The organism is Petrocella sp., from assembly GCF_059865615.1.
Genome location: NZ_JCBCDA010000059.1, coordinates 1 through 18117 on the forward strand (window position 1 = coordinate 1; position 18117 = coordinate 18117).

Consider the following 18117-nt stretch of genomic DNA (forward strand, 5'->3'; position numbering starts at 1 on the left):
AATCCACATACGGCGCTGCTCAGACTTATTCCGGATGCCCAGATGTTAGCAAATAAAGAAAAACAACTGAAGGATAAACTTCATGCCTTTGGAAGTAGTTTAACCCATGAAGATAAGTTGGCCCTAATAGAAGAGACCCAATCTCTTAAAAAACATCAAGCAGAACCGAATTCAAGAGAAGATTTAGAAAAAATACCATTATTAGATTTATCGGACATAAAAAAAGAAGCGTCTCCTATAGAATACGAAGTTATAAAAGAAGAAAATCATGAATGGATTCTTCATAAGACCTTTACCAATAACATTGTATATATGCGCTTATTGTTTGATTTTTCACCTCTGACTTTTGAAGAGTTGCCCTATGTCAGCTTGCTTACAAAGCTTTTGATGCGTATGGATACACAGCAACATAGCTATTCAGATTTATCAGATGAGATTAACATTCATACAGGTGGTATAAACGCAGACACCAATGTATACGGTATGAACAATGAACCGGATACATGTCAGACTAAGTTTGAAATGAAGTTCAAATGCTTAAGCGAAAAAATGGAGGAAACCCTTGCCTTGGTCAAAGAGCTACTGACAGAGTCCGTCTTTACAGATTTGAATCGTTTGAAGGACTTGATCTTAGAAAACAAGTCCAGACTGAGTACATCCTTAACCAGTGGTGGGCATACTGTTAGCATTAATCGCTGTTCAAGCTACTTTAACATCAGTGCATTTTACAAAGAAGCTCTAGATGGCATTACTTATTATGAGTTTCTAAAGAAGCTTGTGTCTGAAAATCAGTATGAGGAAGTAGCAACAAAGTTAAAAGCGGTTCTTAATAAGATCACCCGTAGAGAAAATCTACATATTCTAGTGAATACTGAAGAAAAACTTGTAGCACCTGTTAAAGAAAAGCTTCAAGAACTAATCAGAGAATTTCCCCAAAAAGCCATAACATACGAAGCTACATTACCAATCACTTTTGAAGTGTTGAATGAAGGTTTTAAAACAGCCAGCAAGGTTCAATACTGTGCATTAGCCGGTGATTATGTAAAAGAAGGTTATCTATACAATGGTCATATGAAGGTATTACAAACGATTATGAGCTTGGATTATATGTGGAAAGAAGTCAGAGTAAAAGGTGGGGCTTATGGTGGATTTGCCGGTTTTAGAAGAAACGGCTTGTTTTTCCTAGGTTCTTATAGAGATCCTAACCTAAATAAGACTTACGCAATATATAGGGCCTTGTCAGACTATATAAAAAATCTGAATCTAGATGAAAGAGAACTTGTAAAATACATTATCGGCACCATGAGCAATGTGGATGTACCATTAACACCACAAATGAAGGGTGAAAGGGCTTTGGGATTGTATTTGGCAAATGTTTCTGTAGAAGATGAGCAAAAAGAACGGGATGAAATACTGACAACAACCCAAGAAGATCTAAGGGCCCTCGGTCAATTGATTGAAAAAATCATCCGACAAGATTACTACTGCGTCATTGGAAACGAAAATACAATTGAAGAAGAAAAAGATATGTTTGTTACAGTTAAGACCTTGAACTAATATTGTGGCAGTAGAAAGAGAGTAAATATGAGACCAACGAATAAGTTATATACAGCTTCTAATACAGAGGTCAAAGAGCGGTATGAGATATCAAAAAAGGCTATAGCAAATTGTCTCATAGAGATTGGAAGCCAACAAAACAAGAATAACTACCATCGATATTTTAAGAAGGTGGGCAGTTTTATGATGGCGATGATGGCTCACAACGAAGCCATCAAAATGCCTACATATTACGAAGATAAGGACTTTGATACGCTGCTACAAATCAATCATGACCTTTATGCAGATATTAACAGCGATCACTATGCCACCAGCTTTGTTAACCCTACTTATGCCTGCACTGTTTTCGGCTTAGAGATGGGAAGGTTCTTGTCAGGTTTTAACTTTATAATCCGTCAATTTGTAGGATTTGCTTATGAAGACCGACGTTATGATATGATGGTTTACAATGAACTCTTCTTAAGTCTATATGAGCGTATTTTGCTAAAAAAGGAGAGAGAAGTTGAAACATTGAGTTTGATGATGAGAGATCATTTGCTTAACCATGCAAGTGTTCTAGAAGAGCATCATTGGATAAGACTTGTATCACCGGAATTTGACACTTATGCTCACATCATAAGGGATTACAACCATGAAGACTTAAGGTATCTTTTTAGATATGGTATGTATGTAGGGATCAATGAAATCGAGAGCGCTAAGCAGATCCTTAGTATGGAGGAAGAAAAAATAGACTTAATCGCAAATACTTTTTCAGAAGCCTTCATGCGTGGGTATCAAAGGGAGAGAAAAATATTTGATCACAAGAAAAGCATACTTCTCACCTATCATCTAGGGTTTGAAAGAATAATAAAAAAAGCCAGCGAAAACTTTAAAAAGCTAGGGCTAAAACCAATCGTACAGTATGAGCTAAAGGGCGCACAGAGACCGAGGCTATGTAATACTAAACCCAATGAACAAATGGAATACGATCATCGATTCAGTAATGCCATATACATGGATGGGGTTTACTTAGACGCTATTTATAAGATCAAAAAAGACATCTTTGAGAAATACAAAGAAGAAGCTCGGGTTTATGCTGGCTTGGCTTTGATGGAAGTTTTTGGCAATTTGCCTTTTGAACCGAAGAACCATGAAGCCAACATGACCTATGATAAAAAAATGACGGAGCTCGTAAGTAAGCATACAGTAGCGGTAAAAAACCTTCAGGGTAAGTATTTGCCGGGTTCTTCCTATAGTTTTACCATTAATGATTATCCCTTACCAAGTATTGGTAAGGATTACAAGGCTATTTTTGAGGCAACCATAAAAGTCAATACTTTAGATCCAAAAATGTATGAAGATATCCAACAGGCAATCATTGATGCCTTAGATCAGACAGAGTATGTGGTGGTTAAAGGGGCAGGTCAGAACAGGACCGATATGAAAGTTCAGTTAATGCCCTTAGCAGATCCTAAAACACAGACCAAATTTGATAATTGCACAGCAGATGTGAATGTACCCGTAGGAGAAGTCTATACAACACCGGTCCTGTCAGGCACAGAAGGTTTGCTCCATGTAAAAGACATATATCTAACGGGATTAAGGTACAAAGATCTAAAATTGTGGTTTAAAGAGGGCATGGTGGTCAAGTATGCCTGTAAGAACTTTGAAACAAAAGAGGAAAACCTTAAATACATAGAAGAGACCCTTCTATATCCTCATACCACATTACCACTTGGGGAATTTGCCATTGGGACCAATACGGTCGCTTATATGATGGCTAAGAAATATAATATACACGCCTTATTGCCCATTCTTATCGGTGAAAAAACCGGCCCACACTTTGCTATAGGCGATACTTGTTTTGTATGGGGGGAAGATCAACAAGTCTACAACCCAGATGGAAAAGAGATGATCGCCAGGGAAAATGAAAAAACTAAGCTTAGAAATACAAAAGCAGAGGAGGCCTATACTTATCGCCATACGGATATTACCATACCCTATGATGAGTTGGATACCATCATTGGATATACGAATGAAGGTATCGCTTATCCTATCATCCAAGGTGGTCGTTTTGTGCTAAAAGGCACAGAAGCCCTAAATCAACCCTTCGATGATAAAGATCATGTGTAAGAAAGAATGCAACAAGAAGAGCGGTTTTTGTAGGAGGAACTATGACTTGGAAAACAATGAGCAAATCGGAGAAAATTGACCATGTTTGGGCATATTATAAAGTGCATATTTTATTGAGCATAGCGGTGATTCTAATACTAGGTTCACTTGTGAACAACTACTGGTTAAATCCGGCGCCGGACATCGTCATGGACATCACCATAAGGACAAAAAGTCATGATGTGGTCTATGCTAGACAACTAGAAGATACCTTGAACCATCAGATTATGAACACAGCAGAGAATGAAGCCTTAATGATAGAGTTCCTAGAGATTAACCCTGAGATCAATCCAACGACAACCATGACCAGTGAAGCAAGATTCATGGGAAAATCATCGGTCAAAGCTTTAGACATTCTTGTAGTCGATGAAGAGAATAAGGAGTATCTTGTAGAAAACAAGTTTTTTATATCTTTAGAAGAGATGAGAGATGTGTCAGAGGGTGCTGACCTAGTTGAGCGTTTAGAGGTATTAGGTGCTAAAGGTATAGATGGAAAATTCATAGTGTCATTGGATTATTTCCCCAGGTTACGTCCATTAATACAAGAGGAAGATGAAAGTTATTATGTTGGTATATACGCCTTAAGCGGTCGAAAGAAAGAGATTATTGCTGTTTTAAATTATTTATTAGAAAAGTAAGAATCACATAGAAGCAGTGACTGAAGATGAAGATTTGAGGTTGCTGTTTTTTTGTTTCATATGGAGTGTACTCATGTAGAAAATGCATAGATAGTTATAGCTTAAATTATATTTACTGACATGTTGACTATGAATATAAGCAAAATAGCTATTGTCATTAAATATGTAGTGGTTATTGTACAACGAGAAGAATTAACTGGAAATAAAGTTGTTGACAATGTATAACCATAGTAGTAATATACTAACATACTAATAAATTAGTATGTTACATGATGCGGATTATACATGGAATGTAAAAGGAGGATTTTAAAAATGGCATTAGGAGGAACTGGAATGAAAATGAAAAAATTTATTATTATGCTGGTTGTGGTATCATTATTAGTATCATTGTTTGTTGGGTGTTCATCTGGTAAGGCGACTATGGAACCATCTGAATCAGTAAGTACAGAGACAGAAGTTGAAACCGATGAGGCTATGGACGACACAGTTTTTAGCTTCAAATTTGGACATGCGGCTGACGAGAATAATACTTGGCATAAAGGCGCTATGAAATTTGCTGAAGAAGTTGAAGCGCAATCCAACGGAAGAATAAAAATTGAAGTATATGCTAACGAACAATTAGGTAATGAAATTGATAACGTTACGGCTATTCAAGCGGGCACAGCAGATATGGTATTGTCTGGCGAGTCACTTCAAAACTGGGCAGATCTTGTAGGGGTTATGTCAACACCATATCTTATTAAAGATTCAGAGCATATGAATGCTGTAATAAATGGAGAGCCGGGAAGAATACTAGAGGAGGCAATTTTAAATCAGGCTGGATTAAAAGTACTAACTTATTTTGAAAGAGGCCCGAGAATGCTTACATCAAATAAGCCTATAAATGACATTAACGACTTACAAGGCTTGAATTTAAGATTACCGAATGTACCACTTTTTATTGAAGTTTGGAATGCATGGGGAGCAAGACCTGTACCAATGGCATTCTCAGAAGTTTTTACTTCATTACAACAAAATGTTATTGAAGCACAAGATAACCCATTAGCACTAATGTACAGTGGTGGATTTTATGAAGTTCAGAAATATATCAATAAAACAGAACATGTTCGTGGTTGGATTTATATGTTGATTGGTGTAGATCAATGGAACGAACTACCAGAGGATCTACAAACAGTTATGATGGATGCGGCTCAGGTTGCACATGATTATGAGTACCAATTGTTTACGGAAGGTGAAGAAGCGACTTTAAACATACTCCTAGAAGAGAAAGGCTTAGAGTTTATAGAAACAGATACTACAGAAATGGTACGTGTTGCTGAAGAATACTATGAAGAGAATCTATCACCAGAGCTGTTTGAACTTTATACATTAATCAAGAATACCAAGTAGTTTATTTAGTATTAATATCCAAGTCTTCTTGGATATTAATACTAAACTCTAAGGAATGTGAGGAATAGCTATGAAAAGAAATAGCATACTAAATAAAATCCACCATATTTTGGAGGTTATATCTATCGTTGCATTTATTGCACTTATAGTAGTAGTCACACTACAAATAATTGGAAGAACACCATTGATGGATAGGCCTTACCATTGGACTGAGGAATTAACCAGAATGATTTTTATCTTCCTGATTTCTATTTCATCAATTACTGCGGTCCTGCATAATGAATTTGTTGCTGTAGATGTTGTTCCATCATTATTTAAAGGAAAAAGAAAACTTATATATGAAGCCTCTGTTCATTTTATAGTAGGTGGATTTCTTCTCTATTTAATACCAGCTGCTAATAAATTCACGCAACTTGGAGGTAGACAATTATCAGCCGGGTTGAGAGTCAATATGATGTACATACACTCATTTGTTTTTATTTGTATCGTTGGTATGGGTATTGCTAATGTATATATAGCAATCAGGAAAATAAGTGCATTTAAGAAATACAAGGAGGATGTTGCATAATGAATGTATTGGTTATTGTATTATTTTTTTCTTTTATCTTTTTTCTTATGGTAGGCATACCAGTTGCTTATTCATTAGGTTTATCTTCTTTTATTTACTTGTTACTGGCGGGGATAGATCTGTTTGCATTACCACAAAAAATCTATGGTGGTATGGATTCTTTTGTATTATTGGCTATACCGGGATTTGTATTAGCAGGTAATCTTATGAATGTAGGCGGTATTACACAGAAAATTGTAGATTTTGGCGATAAACTATTTGGACATGTTCGTGGTGGAATGGGCTTTGCTAACATCGGCTCATCCATGATTTTTGCTGGAATATCAGGAACAGCGGTTGCTGACACGGCTTCTATTGGAGGCGTTATGATTCCTGCAATGAAAAAATCAGGATATGATTCAGACTATGCTTGCGCTATTACAGCAGCAAGCTCTACCATTGGACCAATAATTCCACCGAGTATACCAATGATTATTGCAGGAACACTTACAGGAATTTCTGTAGGTAAGTTGTTTATTGCAGGTATGATTCCGGGGATACTGATTGGAGTATTTCAAATGGTGATTAATGGGTATATGGCTAAAAAACGTAATTATCCTAAAGGTAATATAGCTTCACTTGGCGAAATGTTCAAATCATTTAGATCCGCATTTTGGGCGCTATTGATGACTGTAATTATTTTGTTCGGTATTTTAGGTGGCATTTTTACACCTACAGAAGCAGCAATCATTGCTGTACTCTATGCACTCTGTGTTGGAATATTTGTGTATAAGGAATTAAAAATCAGCATGATTCCAAAACTTCTAGCAGAATCTGCAAGATCATCTGCAAGTATATTGGTACTTGTTGGATTTGCAAATGCATTCGCTTGGATTCTAGCTAGTGAAAAGATACCTCAAATGATTGCAGATGGCATGCTATCATTGACTACAAATAAAATTCTTGTAATTTTGTTGATAAATCTTCTTTTGATTTTCGTTGGTATGTTTATGGAAACGATATCTGCAATTGTTATTTTGTTTCCAGTACTTTTGGTTGTATCAAGATCAATCGGTATGCCTGATGTTCAATTTGCAGTGATGGCCGTATTAAACTTGATTATTGGACTTGTTACGCCACCTGTGGGTGTGTGTTTATTTGTAGCTGCAAAAATCGGAGATATTTCTTTGATAAGGATATCAAGAGCTATTTTACCTTTTCTATTTGCAAATCTTATAGTACTCTTTCTTGTAGCTTTTTTTGAACCAATTACATTATGGCTTCCGAGTTTCATTAAGTAGTATAAATGTTGTAAGAAAGTAATGGTATGAAATACTGCCTATTATAATTTCGCATATCTATAGATTAATCAATATAGAAATAATAATCTAAAAGGCGATAATAAAAATATTTTGAGGAGATGAATCTATGGAAGTTGTTGAAAGGTATCAAGGAGAATCAGCCCGAGAATATGCATTGAGAATATTAAGAAGCAATATTATATCGATGAAATTGAAGCCAGGAAGCATTGTTAGCGAAAATGAAATAGCTTTGAACATGGGTCTGAGCAGAACGCCGGTGAGAGAGGCATTGATTGAACTTAGTAAAGTACAGATTGTTGAGATATTTCCTCAAAAAGGAAGTGTTATTCCATTGATTGATACGGAATTGGTTGAAGAAGCACGTTTTTTAAGACTGATTATTGAACCGGAGATTGTAAGACTGGCATGTAATCTAGCCACAGAAAAAGACATTTTTGATTTGGAAGAAAACGTAAGACTTCAAGACTTTTATCTAGAACATCCGGATCCGGATAGGCTTTTAGAGTTAGATGATGCATTTCATAAAAAGTTATTTTCAATATGCAAAAAAGAACGAACATACTCCATGATCAAAGGATTTATGATTCATGATGATAGATTTAGAAATCTGAGTTTCGTAACAATAAAAGACTTGAAAATTGTAAGCGACCATAAAGCAATTCTAGAAGCCATTATTAAACATGATGAAGAAGCAGCAAAAGCTTCAATCTGTAAACATTTGAAGCGATTTGAAATAGATCGGCAGATGATAGGAGAACTTTATCCAGAGTATTTCAAGAAAAATAATCAAACTTAATCGGAAGTCAAGAGTGTCCTTAAAAAGAATAGGAATGTAGTAGAAATAACAAAAACAACTTTCAAGTAATAGAAAGTAGCAGAAAGCAATGGAAAGGGATCACTATGAAGGCAGCAATGGTTTATGAACCACTGAAAATGGAAATAATAGATATGGACCAACCTACTTTAGAATCAAACACTCAAGTTGTTGTAAAAATAATGGCTGCAGGTATATGTGGGTCCGATGTTCATATCTATCACGGAACGAGTCCGGTAGCAACCTACCCTAGAGTCCTAGGACATGAAATTGTAGGCGTCGTTGATGAAGTTGGAAGTCAAGTGGATCAGTTAAAAATAGGTGACCGAGTTATAATTGACCAAGTCATGAATTGTGGTAAATGTTATGCCTGTAAAATGGGTAGAGGCAATGTATGTCATACATTAAAGGTGCGAGGTGTACACGTTCATGGTGGGTACAGAGAATATATCAATGTGGATCAAAGCAGTTGCTATATCTTGCCTGAGAAAATAGCGTATACAGATGCCGTCATGATTGAGCCTGCAACGATAGCGGTACAATGTCTGCACCGTGCAGAGCTAGCAAAAGAAGATACCCTATTAATAATGGGTGCTGGAGCACTAGGAAGAAGTATCTTGAAAGTTGCACGTTTATCAGGCGCTAAGATTATCGTAGCAGATATTTTTGATGATAAATTGGAAGAGGCTCTGGCATCAGGCGCAGATTATGTTGTCAATGTAGGGAATGATGAAGCCGAGAAAAGGATTCGAGAAATTACAGATGGTTATGGTGTAACAGTCTCAGTGGATGCAGCTTGTACCAAAGATACACTTCCTTTTTTGCTGAATGTAACCGGTAATGCAGGACGGGTTATTACCATGGGTTTTTCTGAAGAGAAAACAGAAGTCACGCAATTAAAAATCACAGCTAAAGAATTGGACGTAAGAGGATCTAGATTACAGAACAAAAGATTTCAAGAAGTACTGGATCTTATTGAAGCGGATCAACTTGATTTAACAGGCGCTGTTTCACATGTATATAAATTTGAAGATATTCAGAAAGCCTTTGATTTAATAGATAGTGGTGATACAAGTATTAGAAAAGTTGTTGTCAGTTTTGAGTAAATGGTAATTCAAAAAAGTTAGGAGAACGAAAATGCAAATGACATGGCGTTGGTATGGAAAAGGCAACGACTCCATTACCTTAGATCAAATAAAGCAGATACCGGGTGTTGAGGGTATCGTGTGGTCCCTCCACCAAAAAGCTGCCGGTGAAGCATGGGAAATGGCAGAAATTCAAGAAACAACAGATTATATCAAATCAAAAGGCTTTAATGCGGATATCGTTGAAAGCGTTAATGTTCATGATGATATTAAGCTTGGGCTTCCAAGTCGCAATCGCTATATTGAGATCTATATTGATACAATTAAGAAGCTGGCAAAAGCAGGTGTTAAAGTGATATGTTATAACTTCATGCCTGTATTTGATTGGACACGAACAGATCTATATAGGGCTTTGCCAGATGGATCAAATGCATTGTTTTATGAGAAAAATGCCATTACAGATGATCCCAAAGACATGGTGAATAGAATCCTTGGAAATACAGGGGATTTTACGATGCCGGGTTGGGAACCTGAAAGAATGGCGAAGCTGGATGAACTGTTTAAGGCTTATGAAGGTATGACAGAAGAACAACTCTTTGATAATCTAAAATACTTTCTGGAAAAAATCATACCTGTTTGTGAGGCCCATGATGTAAAAATGGCCATTCACCCGGATGATCCGCCATGGCCTATTTTTGGTCTTCCTAGAATCATCAGAGATCGAGACCATATTAAAACATTTTTAGAATTAGTAGATAGTCCTTATAATGGGTTGACACTATGTACAGGGTCTTTAGGACCGAACTTATTAAATAAGATTCCTGATATCATTCGTGAATTTAGTGATCGAATTCACTTTGCCCATATTCGTAACGTAAAAGTATTTGAGAATGGAGACTTTATAGAAGTATCCCATCGTGGTAAAGATGGTAACGTAGATATATATGAGGCACTTAAAGCCTATCATGATCATGGGTTTGAAGGCTATATTCGTCCGGATCATGGTCGTCATTTATGGGGAGAGGAAAAGACCTGTAGACCCGGATACGGCCTATACGATCGTGCACTAGGCGTGATGTATATGTTAGGTATCATAGACAGTCTTGACAAAAGAAAAGGTGGTAACTAAATGTTACAATTAAGCAATGAAGGTTTAATGAATAAAGAAGCTTGGAAAGAAAAAGATATCGAACTGCCTTTATATGACAGAGACAAAATTACTCAAAATACGCAAAAAAATCCAACATGGATACATTTTGGCGCAGGAAATATTTTCAGGGGTTTTATCGCCAATGCCCATCAGAAAGTGCTAAACAATAAGAAGGCAGATACAGGTATTATTGCAGTCGAATCTTTTGATTATGAGATCGTGGATAAAGTATATACGCCCTATGATAATCTCTCTCTTTTAGTATTGATGAAGGCGGATGGAAGCTTTGAGAAAACCGTTGTTGGTAGTATAGTAGAAAGCCTAACAACAGATCAAATAAGAAAAGCAGGTCAAGAACGTTTACGAGAATTTTTTAAGGCAAAAAGCCTACAAATGGTCAGCTTCACCATAACAGAAAAGGGCTATGCTCTAAAAAATCCTCAAGGTAGGTTTTTTGACATTGTATTACAGGACTTTGAGAAAGGCCCACAAGAAGTCTATCATACCATGAGTATTATTGCAGCTTTGATGTATACAAGATATAAAGAAGGTGCGTATCCTATAACCCTTGTGAGTATGGACAATTGCTCCCATAATGGCGATATCCTAAAAGAGGCTGTCATCACCATGGGCAAAGAATGGCATAAAAGAGGATTTGTTGAAGAAGGGTTTGTTACTTATTTAGAAGACCAAAATAAAGTAGCCTATCCATTTACAATGATTGATAAGATCACGCCAAGGCCATCAAAAGTTGTTCAAGAGAAGCTGGAAGATTTAGGTATAGAAAATTTGGAACCGATTGTAACTTCGAAAAATTCCTATATGGCACCTTTTGTTAACGCAGAAATCAGTGAATATCTGGTTATTGAGGATATTTTTACAAATGGCAGACCGAAACTTGAAGGTGCTGGTGTCATTTTTACTGACAGAGAGACCGTTAATCGAATTGAGACGATGAAGGTTACAACGTGTCTAAATCCTTTGCACACGGGACTTGCTGTGTCCGGTTGTCTTTTAGGCTATACCTTAATAGCGGATGAAATGAATAATCCTCTACTAAAACGTTTTGTGGAAAAAATCGGCTATGACGAAGGACTGAAAGTCGTTGTAGATCCGGGTATTATCAATCCAAAAGAATTTTTAGATGAAGTGGTATATGAACGTTTCATGAATCCCTATATTCCGGATTCACCACAACGTATCGCAACAGATACATCCCAGAAAGTGGGCATTCGATTCGGAGAAACCATCAAATCTTACATGAAAGATGAAGCTTTAAATGCCAAGGATTTAGTAGCAATTCCATTGGCACTTGCACTTTGGTGTCGATACCTATTGGGCGTGGATGACCAAGGTATGCCCTTTGAAATCAGCTCGGATCCTCTTTTGGAGATGTTGAAAAATGAATTAAAAGAAGTTGCTCTTGGAAGTAAAGATATAGTCATAACAGGTATTCTTAGTAATAAAAACATTTTTGGTGTAGATCTTTATGAAGCAGAGTTGGCTGATAAGATACAAAAAATGTTTAATGAGCTTATTGAAGGACCTGGTGCTGTTCTAAAGACAATGGAAAAATACTGTATTTAAATCAAAGAAACTTAGTTTTGACACTTTAACCATGGTTAAAGTGTCAAAACTATATGAAAGTCGGCTGTGATGTCCTATCATCATAACCGACTTTTTTGTAGTATAAAAAGAGCTTTAACCGGTTTGGAACAATAAATAATATATACATGTATGTCATGACGTAATTTTATACAAAATCAATCCGAATATTTAATAGAATTAGTTTATAAATGTTCGGTAAAAGAGTTGACGAATGATGTTTTTCTCTGTAGAATAGCATTAAAAGGACATATGAAGTGGGCTGAAGGTCATTTTATCTGAACTTTATGTGTTTGAAAGCCTTATGACGGTATGACAGAAAAAGAGGTTATAACATGAGTGAGCTTAAGAGAATAGGTATCATAGGCGGCGGACAACTTGGCAAGATGATGATTCTAGATGGGAAAAGATACGGATATTATATCGTGATCTTAGACCCAACAAGGGATTGTCCATCCCATGCCATATCGGATGAGCATATTATTGCGGCGTTTGATGATGTGGATGCTATTCGTGAATTGGCAAACAAGGTGGATGTCATCACCTATGAATTTGAACATATTCATGTAGATATTCTAAAAGAATTAGAAAAAGAAGGGCATGCCATTTACCCTACGCCTGAAAGTTTGGCCATTATTCAAAATAAATTCAATCAGAAAAAAACGCTACTTGAAAATGGGGTGCCTGTACCGGATTTCTATGAAGTTAAGGATGTATCCGATATTCACCGCATTGGTAAAAGCTTTGGTTACCCTATGATGCTAAAAAGCTGTACAGGCGGTTATGATGGCAAAGGTAATTTCTTAATAAAAAAAGCAAAAGAAGTTCAAACAGCTTATGAACAACTGGGAAGTGGGAAACGCCCACTTATGATTGAAAGATTCGTTAATTTTGATAAAGAGATCTCTGTATTGGCTTGTAGGGGGATAGACGGCGATTTGGCCATATATCCTGTTGGTGAAAACAAACACATAAACAGTATTTTAGATGAAACGGCAGTACCGGCCAACTTATCAGACAAGGGCACAAAGAAAGCAATGGCAATGGCTACCGAGGTCATGAATATATTTCATGGTGTGGGTATGTTTTGCGTTGAATTATTTGTAACCAAAGATGAAAAATTCTATGTGAACGAAGTGGCACCAAGACCTCATAATTCAGGGCACTATACCATAGAAGCCTGCCTAACCTCTCAATTTGAAAACCATATTAGAGCGATCGTAGGGTTGCCTCTGGGTGATGTAACACTTAGAACACCGGTAGTCATGAAAAATCTATTAGGAGAAGCCACAGGGACGAGTAAAGTCCTTGGTCTAAGCAAAGCTTGCCAGATATCAAACGCAAAAGTACATCTCTATGGCAAAAAAGAAGTAAAGCCACATCGTAAAATGGGACATATAACAGCAATCGGTTCAACGGTTGAAGAAGCAAGAGCAGCAGCGGAATTGGCCTTTTCAAAAATCAAAATTATAAAGGAAGAATAGGAGATATGTATGCAACCTTTAATTGGAATTATTATGGGAAGTGATTCAGACCTTCCTGTTATGTCAGAAGCGGCAAAAGTACTAGATGCCTTGAAGATACCTTATGAACTTACCATCGTTTCAGCCCATAGGACGCCGGAACGTATGTATACCTATGGAAAAGAGGCGAAAAATAGAGGCTTGAAAGTTATTATTGCAGGTGCAGGTGGGGCAGCCCATCTACCGGGCATGGTAGCAGCCTTAACCACGGTTCCGGTTATTGGAGTTCCGGTTAAGACCAGTAGCCTAAGTGGAATTGATTCTCTATATTCTATTGTTCAGATGCCACCAGGCATACCCGTTGCAACCGTGGCCATTAATGGTGCAAAAAATGCCGGTCTTTTAGCAGCTCAAATATTAGCTAGCTTTGATGAAGGAATTCATACAAGCGTCGAGACCTATAAGAAGTCTCTAGAAACAATGGTAGAGGAAAAAGCAAGTCGAATAGAAGCAATAGGATACGAAGCCTATCTTGAAAAGATGTAGGATTTAAATTGAAACATGAGCATAATCATCTTTTGACAACACGGAGGAAATCAATGGAAAAAAAAGCACTTTTATACGAAGGTAAGGCGAAAAAAGTCTATATAACCGATGAAGCAAACAAGTTAATTGTATCCTATAAAGACGATGCAACAGCCTTTAATGGTGCCAAAAAAGGTGTCATTGAAGCGAAGGGGATTGTCAATAACCGTTTGTCCAATTTCTTTATGAAAATGTTAGAAACAAAAGGGATTCCTACCCACTTTATAGAAGAGTTAAGTGACAGAGAAACAGTTGTAAAAAAAGTGACCATCATTCCATTAGAGGTGATTGTAAGAAATTTTGCTGCCGGTTCTTTAAGTAAAAGACTAGGCCTTGAAGAGGGTATGAGGTTGAACAAGACAGTGTTGGAATACTCCTATAAAAACGATGAACTTGGGGACCCAATGATCAATAATTACCATATTTTTGCACTGGATATCGCAACGAAAGAAGAATTAGATTTGATTGAGGCCTATGCCTTTAGAATCAACGAAGCCCTAACAGCCCATTTGAAAGATGTAAATATTGAGCTCATTGATTTTAAGATTGAGTTTGGAAAAACCTCTAAAGGTCAAATTATACTGGCTGACGAAATATCGCCGGACACTTGCCGTTTCTGGGATGCTACCACTAACAAAAAACTAGACAAAGATAGATTCAGAAGAAACCTTGGGGATGTAGAAGATGCTTATCAAGAAGTCATGAACCGTTTACTGGCTCATGACAACTAGACAACTGATCAAAGGACAACTCGGAGGAAATTATGTGGCAGGATAAATTAAAAGAAGAATGTGGTGTGTTTGGGGTGTACAATAACAATGAGTTTGATACTTCAAGAATGGTGTATTATGGCTTATTTGCTTTACAGCATAGAGGACAAGAAAGTGCAGGAATAGCCATTAATAACAATGGCACCATTGTATATAGAAAAGAAATGGGTATGGTAGCGGACATATTTGATGACTATGTATTGGATTATCTAAATGGTCATTCAGGTATTGGCCATGTCAGGTACTCTACCACTGGATCAAGTTTAGTGGAAAATGCCCAACCCCTCGTCATCAAATACACCAAAGGTCATATGGCTTTAGCACATAACGGCAACTTGACGAATGCAGATACTTTACGTAAGGGACTGGAAGCGAAAGGCACAATATTTCAAACAACAACAGACTCGGAAGTCATAGCGGCCTTGCTATCCAGAGCAAGAATTAAATACAACTCAATAGAAGAAGCACTGGTTGAAGTCATGTCAATCATCAAAGGTGCTTATGCTCTTGTCATTATGACCCCTCATAAACTTATTGCAGCAAGAGATCCTTTTGGTATGCGTCCTTTGGTGTTGGGGAAAAAAGAAGACTCTTTTGTATTCTCTTCTGAATCCTGTGCTTTTGACGCATTAGGTGTTGACTTAGTAAGAGATGTGGACCCAGGAGAGATTATTGTCATCAGTAAAGAAAAGGGACTGGAGTCCATTCAAACCAATAAGAAAAAGCAATCAGCTATGTGTAGTTTTGAATATATCTATTTTGCAAGACCGGATTCGGTGATTGAGTCATTGGAGGTCTATGAAGCACGATTTAGAGCGGGGAAAGTCCTCTTTGAGGAGTACCCTGTTGAAGCGGATGTCGTTGTTGGGGTACCGGACTCCGGACTAGGTGCAGCTCATGGTTTTGCGGCAGCATCCGGGATACCTCTTGTAGATGGTTTTATGAAAAATCGCTATGTGGGAAGAACTTTTATTGCTCCAAGTCAAGGGCTTAGGGAATTGGCCGTACATTTGAAACTAAATCCCATAAGAAGTCAGATTGAAGGTAAAAGGGTCATTATGATTGATGACTCCATTGTTAGGGGTACAACCAGCAGAAGAATTGTGAATTTACTGCGAGAAGCTGGTGCAAAAGAGGTTCATGTAAGAGTCAGTTCTCCGCCGGTAAAATATTCTTGTTATTTTGGCATTGATACACCGGAAAGAGAAAATTTGATTGCCAGCACCCACAGTTTGGATGAAATCAGAGACCTTATTTGTGCAGACAGTGTAGGCTATATCAGTAGAAAAGGTTTATTATCAACATTTGAGGGTGCCGGATGTGAATTCTGTACCGGTTGTTTTACTGGCGATTATCCAGTAGAGGTTGTAGATGAGGAGGCAAAAAGATGTCAATAGATTATAAGTCGGCCGGGGTAGATGTGGAAGCAGGCTACAAGGCAGTTGAATTAATGAAAGAACATGTCAAAACCACCATGCGTGAAGAAGTGGTAACGGATTTAGGTGGATTTGGCGGACTTTTTTCCTTAGCCAAGCATAAGATGGAAGAGCCAATATTAGTTTCCGGTACGGATGGTGTCGGAACAAAGTTGAAGATCGCTTTTGAATTAGAGCGACATGACACCATTGGTATTGACGCTGTCGCCATGTGCGTTAATGATATAATATGCGCCGGAGCAGAACCCTTATTTTTCTTAGATTATATTGCCTGTGGCAAAAATATACCTGAAAAAATAGCGACCATCGTGGGCGGGATTGCTGAGGGTTGTCGACAATCAGGTGCAGCTTTAATAGGCGGAGAGACAGCGGAAATGCCGGGATTTTACCCTGAAAATGAATACGATCTGGCCGGATTTTCTGTTGGTATCGTGGATAAAAAAGATGTGATTGATGGTAAGGATATAAAAGAAGGTGACATATTACTTGGCTTACCGTCCTCTGGGATACATAGCAATGGGTATTCCTTAGTAAGGAAACTTTTTAACCCAACAAGGGATAAACTGGCTCTTGAAGTGGCCGGTCTTGATACCAGTTTAGGTGAAGCCCTTCTTGTACCGACAAAAATATATGTCAAGATGATTAAAGCCTTAAAAGAAGCGGTTAAAATAAAAGCCATCAGCCATATAACCGGTGGTGGATTCATTGAAAACATACCAAGAATGTTACCCAAGGATTGTTATGCAAAGATTCAATTGGGTACATGGCCGGTGCATCCAATCTTTAATGTCATGCAAGCCCTTGGAGATATCAAACAGGAAGCCATGTACAACACCTTTAATATGGGGATTGGCATGATTGTGGCTTTGGCTCCAAGTGAGGTGGATCAGGCGATTAAAGTCCTTGAGGCCATAGGAGAAAAAGCTTATGTAATTGGCGAAGTAAAAAAAGGTCAATCAGGAGTGGAATTATGCTAAAAGTCGGTATATTAGTATCAGGTGGCGGAACTAATCTACAAGCCATTATTGATCGTATCGAGAATCAAGAAATAAAAAATGTAAAAATTGTAACCGTCGTAAGTAATAGGAAGAAGGCCTATGCTCTAGAAAGAGCTAAGAAGCATGGTCTATCAACCTGTTGGATAAGCCCAATAACATATGAAACGCGAGAAGCATTCGACCAAGCATTAATTGATTATTTTCAAGCATTAGAAGTGGATTTGGTGGTACTGGCAGGTTATTTAGTCGTACTTGGCAGTCGGTTTATTAACGCTTATAGGAACAGAATCATCAATGTACACCCATCTCTCTTACCGGCTTTTTCAGGAGATGGCTTCTATGGTCTTAAAGTCCATGAAGCGGCTCTTGAACGAGGTGTTAAAGTATCAGGTGCCACCATCCATTTTGTGGATGAGGGTACAGATACCGGTCCCATTGTTGCTCAAAAAACAGTTCAAGTCTTAGAAACTGATACACCGGAAACACTACAAAAGCGAATTATGGAAGAAGCGGAATGGCAGTTGTTACCGGAAGTCATTAACCAAATCGCTAGGGGCCAGTTGGAAGTGATTCATGGTAAAGTGTTTCAAAAGAAAAGTGTTTAGAA

At 37.6% G+C, this 18117-nt stretch carries 15 protein-coding genes and 1 pseudogene; all 16 read left to right on the top strand.

The genetic code is table 11. The features are described from left to right. A pseudogene (locus AC6F8J_RS06970) lies at positions 1 to 1557 on the top strand (insulinase family protein); the annotation flags it as partial. Between the two features lie 27 nt (positions 1558 to 1584). Beyond that, positions 1585 to 3669 (top strand): aminopeptidase, encoded by a 2085-nt coding sequence (locus tag AC6F8J_RS06975; protein WP_500722015.1) that lies wholly within the window; start codon positions 1585 to 1587, stop codon positions 3667 to 3669. 41 nt (positions 3670 to 3710) lie between these two features. Next, positions 3711 to 4346, top strand: coding sequence for a hypothetical protein (locus AC6F8J_RS06980; RefSeq protein WP_500722016.1), 636 nt, complete (start codon positions 3711 to 3713; stop codon positions 4344 to 4346). Between the two features lie 333 nt (positions 4347 to 4679). Further along, a complete protein-coding gene (locus tag AC6F8J_RS06985; protein ID WP_500722017.1) occupies positions 4680 to 5735 on the top strand; it encodes a DctP family TRAP transporter solute-binding subunit in 1056 nt (351 codons plus the stop codon). Positions 5736 to 5805: 70 nt separating this feature from the next. After that, the gene (locus AC6F8J_RS06990; RefSeq protein ID WP_500722018.1) at positions 5806 to 6303 is read left to right on the top strand and encodes a TRAP transporter small permease subunit; all 498 of its coding nucleotides are present in this window, start codon (positions 5806 to 5808) and stop codon (positions 6301 to 6303) included. Further along, a complete protein-coding gene (locus AC6F8J_RS06995) occupies positions 6303 to 7583 on the top strand; it encodes a TRAP transporter large permease subunit (protein ID WP_500722020.1) in 1281 nt (426 codons plus the stop codon). The genes AC6F8J_RS06990 and AC6F8J_RS06995 overlap by 1 nt, the downstream gene beginning before the upstream one ends. 127 nt (positions 7584 to 7710) lie before the next feature. Then, the gene (locus tag AC6F8J_RS07000) at positions 7711 to 8400 is read left to right on the top strand and encodes an FCD domain-containing protein (protein ID WP_500722021.1); all 690 of its coding nucleotides are present in this window, start codon (positions 7711 to 7713) and stop codon (positions 8398 to 8400) included. Between the two features lie 104 nt (positions 8401 to 8504). Next, entirely contained in the window at positions 8505 to 9524 is a 1020-nt protein-coding gene (locus AC6F8J_RS07005; RefSeq protein ID WP_500722022.1) for an alcohol dehydrogenase catalytic domain-containing protein, read from the top strand. Positions 9525 to 9555: 31 nt separating this feature from the next. Further along, the gene (gene uxuA / locus AC6F8J_RS07010) at positions 9556 to 10632 is read left to right on the top strand and encodes a mannonate dehydratase (protein ID WP_500722023.1); all 1077 of its coding nucleotides are present in this window, start codon (positions 9556 to 9558) and stop codon (positions 10630 to 10632) included. Then, positions 10633 to 12240, top strand: coding sequence for a mannitol dehydrogenase family protein (locus AC6F8J_RS07015; protein ID WP_500722024.1), 1608 nt, complete (start codon positions 10633 to 10635; stop codon positions 12238 to 12240). Between the two features lie 353 nt (positions 12241 to 12593). Then, positions 12594 to 13742, top strand: a complete 1149-nt coding sequence (purK, locus tag AC6F8J_RS07020; protein WP_500722025.1) for a 5-(carboxyamino)imidazole ribonucleotide synthase — start codon at positions 12594 to 12596, stop codon at positions 13740 to 13742. Positions 13743 to 13751: 9 nt separating this feature from the next. After that, positions 13752 to 14267 carry a 5-(carboxyamino)imidazole ribonucleotide mutase gene (purE, locus tag AC6F8J_RS07025; RefSeq protein WP_500722026.1) on the top strand — a complete coding sequence of 172 codons (516 nt, stop codon included), beginning with the start codon at positions 13752 to 13754 and terminating at the stop codon, positions 14265 to 14267. A gap of 53 nt (positions 14268 to 14320) precedes the next feature. Next, entirely contained in the window at positions 14321 to 15037 is a 717-nt protein-coding gene (gene purC, locus AC6F8J_RS07030; protein WP_500722027.1) for a phosphoribosylaminoimidazolesuccinocarboxamide synthase, read from the top strand. Positions 15038 to 15069: 32 nt separating this feature from the next. Continuing rightward, positions 15070 to 16473 (top strand): amidophosphoribosyltransferase, encoded by a 1404-nt coding sequence (gene purF, locus AC6F8J_RS07035; RefSeq protein WP_500722028.1) that lies wholly within the window; start codon positions 15070 to 15072, stop codon positions 16471 to 16473. Then, entirely contained in the window at positions 16470 to 17489 is a 1020-nt protein-coding gene (gene purM / locus AC6F8J_RS07040; protein ID WP_500722048.1) for a phosphoribosylformylglycinamidine cyclo-ligase, read from the top strand. The genes purF and purM overlap by 4 nt, the downstream gene beginning before the upstream one ends. After that, the gene (gene purN, locus AC6F8J_RS07045; RefSeq protein ID WP_500722029.1) at positions 17483 to 18115 is read left to right on the top strand and encodes a phosphoribosylglycinamide formyltransferase; all 633 of its coding nucleotides are present in this window, start codon (positions 17483 to 17485) and stop codon (positions 18113 to 18115) included. Before purM ends, purN begins: the two co-directional genes overlap by 7 nt. Positions 18116 to 18117 lie beyond the last annotated feature (2 nt).

Bases quoted from the DNA above. Each gene is read 5' to 3' on its own strand.
- AC6F8J_RS06975 (WP_500722015.1), top strand. From the start codon at position 1,585: ATGAGACCAACGAATAAGTTATATACAGCTTCTAATACAGAGGTCAAA.
- AC6F8J_RS06980 (WP_500722016.1), top strand. From the start codon at position 3,711: ATGACTTGGAAAACAATGAGCAAATCGGAGAAAATTGACCATGTTTGG.
- AC6F8J_RS06985 (WP_500722017.1), top strand. From the start codon at position 4,680: ATGAAAATGAAAAAATTTATTATTATGCTGGTTGTGGTATCATTATTA.
- AC6F8J_RS06990 (WP_500722018.1), top strand. From the start codon at position 5,806: ATGAAAAGAAATAGCATACTAAATAAAATCCACCATATTTTGGAGGTT.
- AC6F8J_RS06995 (WP_500722020.1), top strand. From the start codon at position 6,303: ATGAATGTATTGGTTATTGTATTATTTTTTTCTTTTATCTTTTTTCTT.
- AC6F8J_RS07000 (WP_500722021.1), top strand. From the start codon at position 7,711: ATGGAAGTTGTTGAAAGGTATCAAGGAGAATCAGCCCGAGAATATGCA.
- AC6F8J_RS07005 (WP_500722022.1), top strand. From the start codon at position 8,505: ATGAAGGCAGCAATGGTTTATGAACCACTGAAAATGGAAATAATAGAT.
- uxuA (WP_500722023.1), top strand. From the start codon at position 9,556: ATGCAAATGACATGGCGTTGGTATGGAAAAGGCAACGACTCCATTACC.
- AC6F8J_RS07015 (WP_500722024.1), top strand. From the start codon at position 10,633: ATGTTACAATTAAGCAATGAAGGTTTAATGAATAAAGAAGCTTGGAAA.
- purK (WP_500722025.1), top strand. From the start codon at position 12,594: ATGAGTGAGCTTAAGAGAATAGGTATCATAGGCGGCGGACAACTTGGC.
- purE (WP_500722026.1), top strand. From the start codon at position 13,752: ATGCAACCTTTAATTGGAATTATTATGGGAAGTGATTCAGACCTTCCT.
- purC (WP_500722027.1), top strand. From the start codon at position 14,321: ATGGAAAAAAAAGCACTTTTATACGAAGGTAAGGCGAAAAAAGTCTAT.
- purF (WP_500722028.1), top strand. From the start codon at position 15,070: ATGTGGCAGGATAAATTAAAAGAAGAATGTGGTGTGTTTGGGGTGTAC.
- purN (WP_500722029.1), top strand. From the start codon at position 17,483: ATGCTAAAAGTCGGTATATTAGTATCAGGTGGCGGAACTAATCTACAA.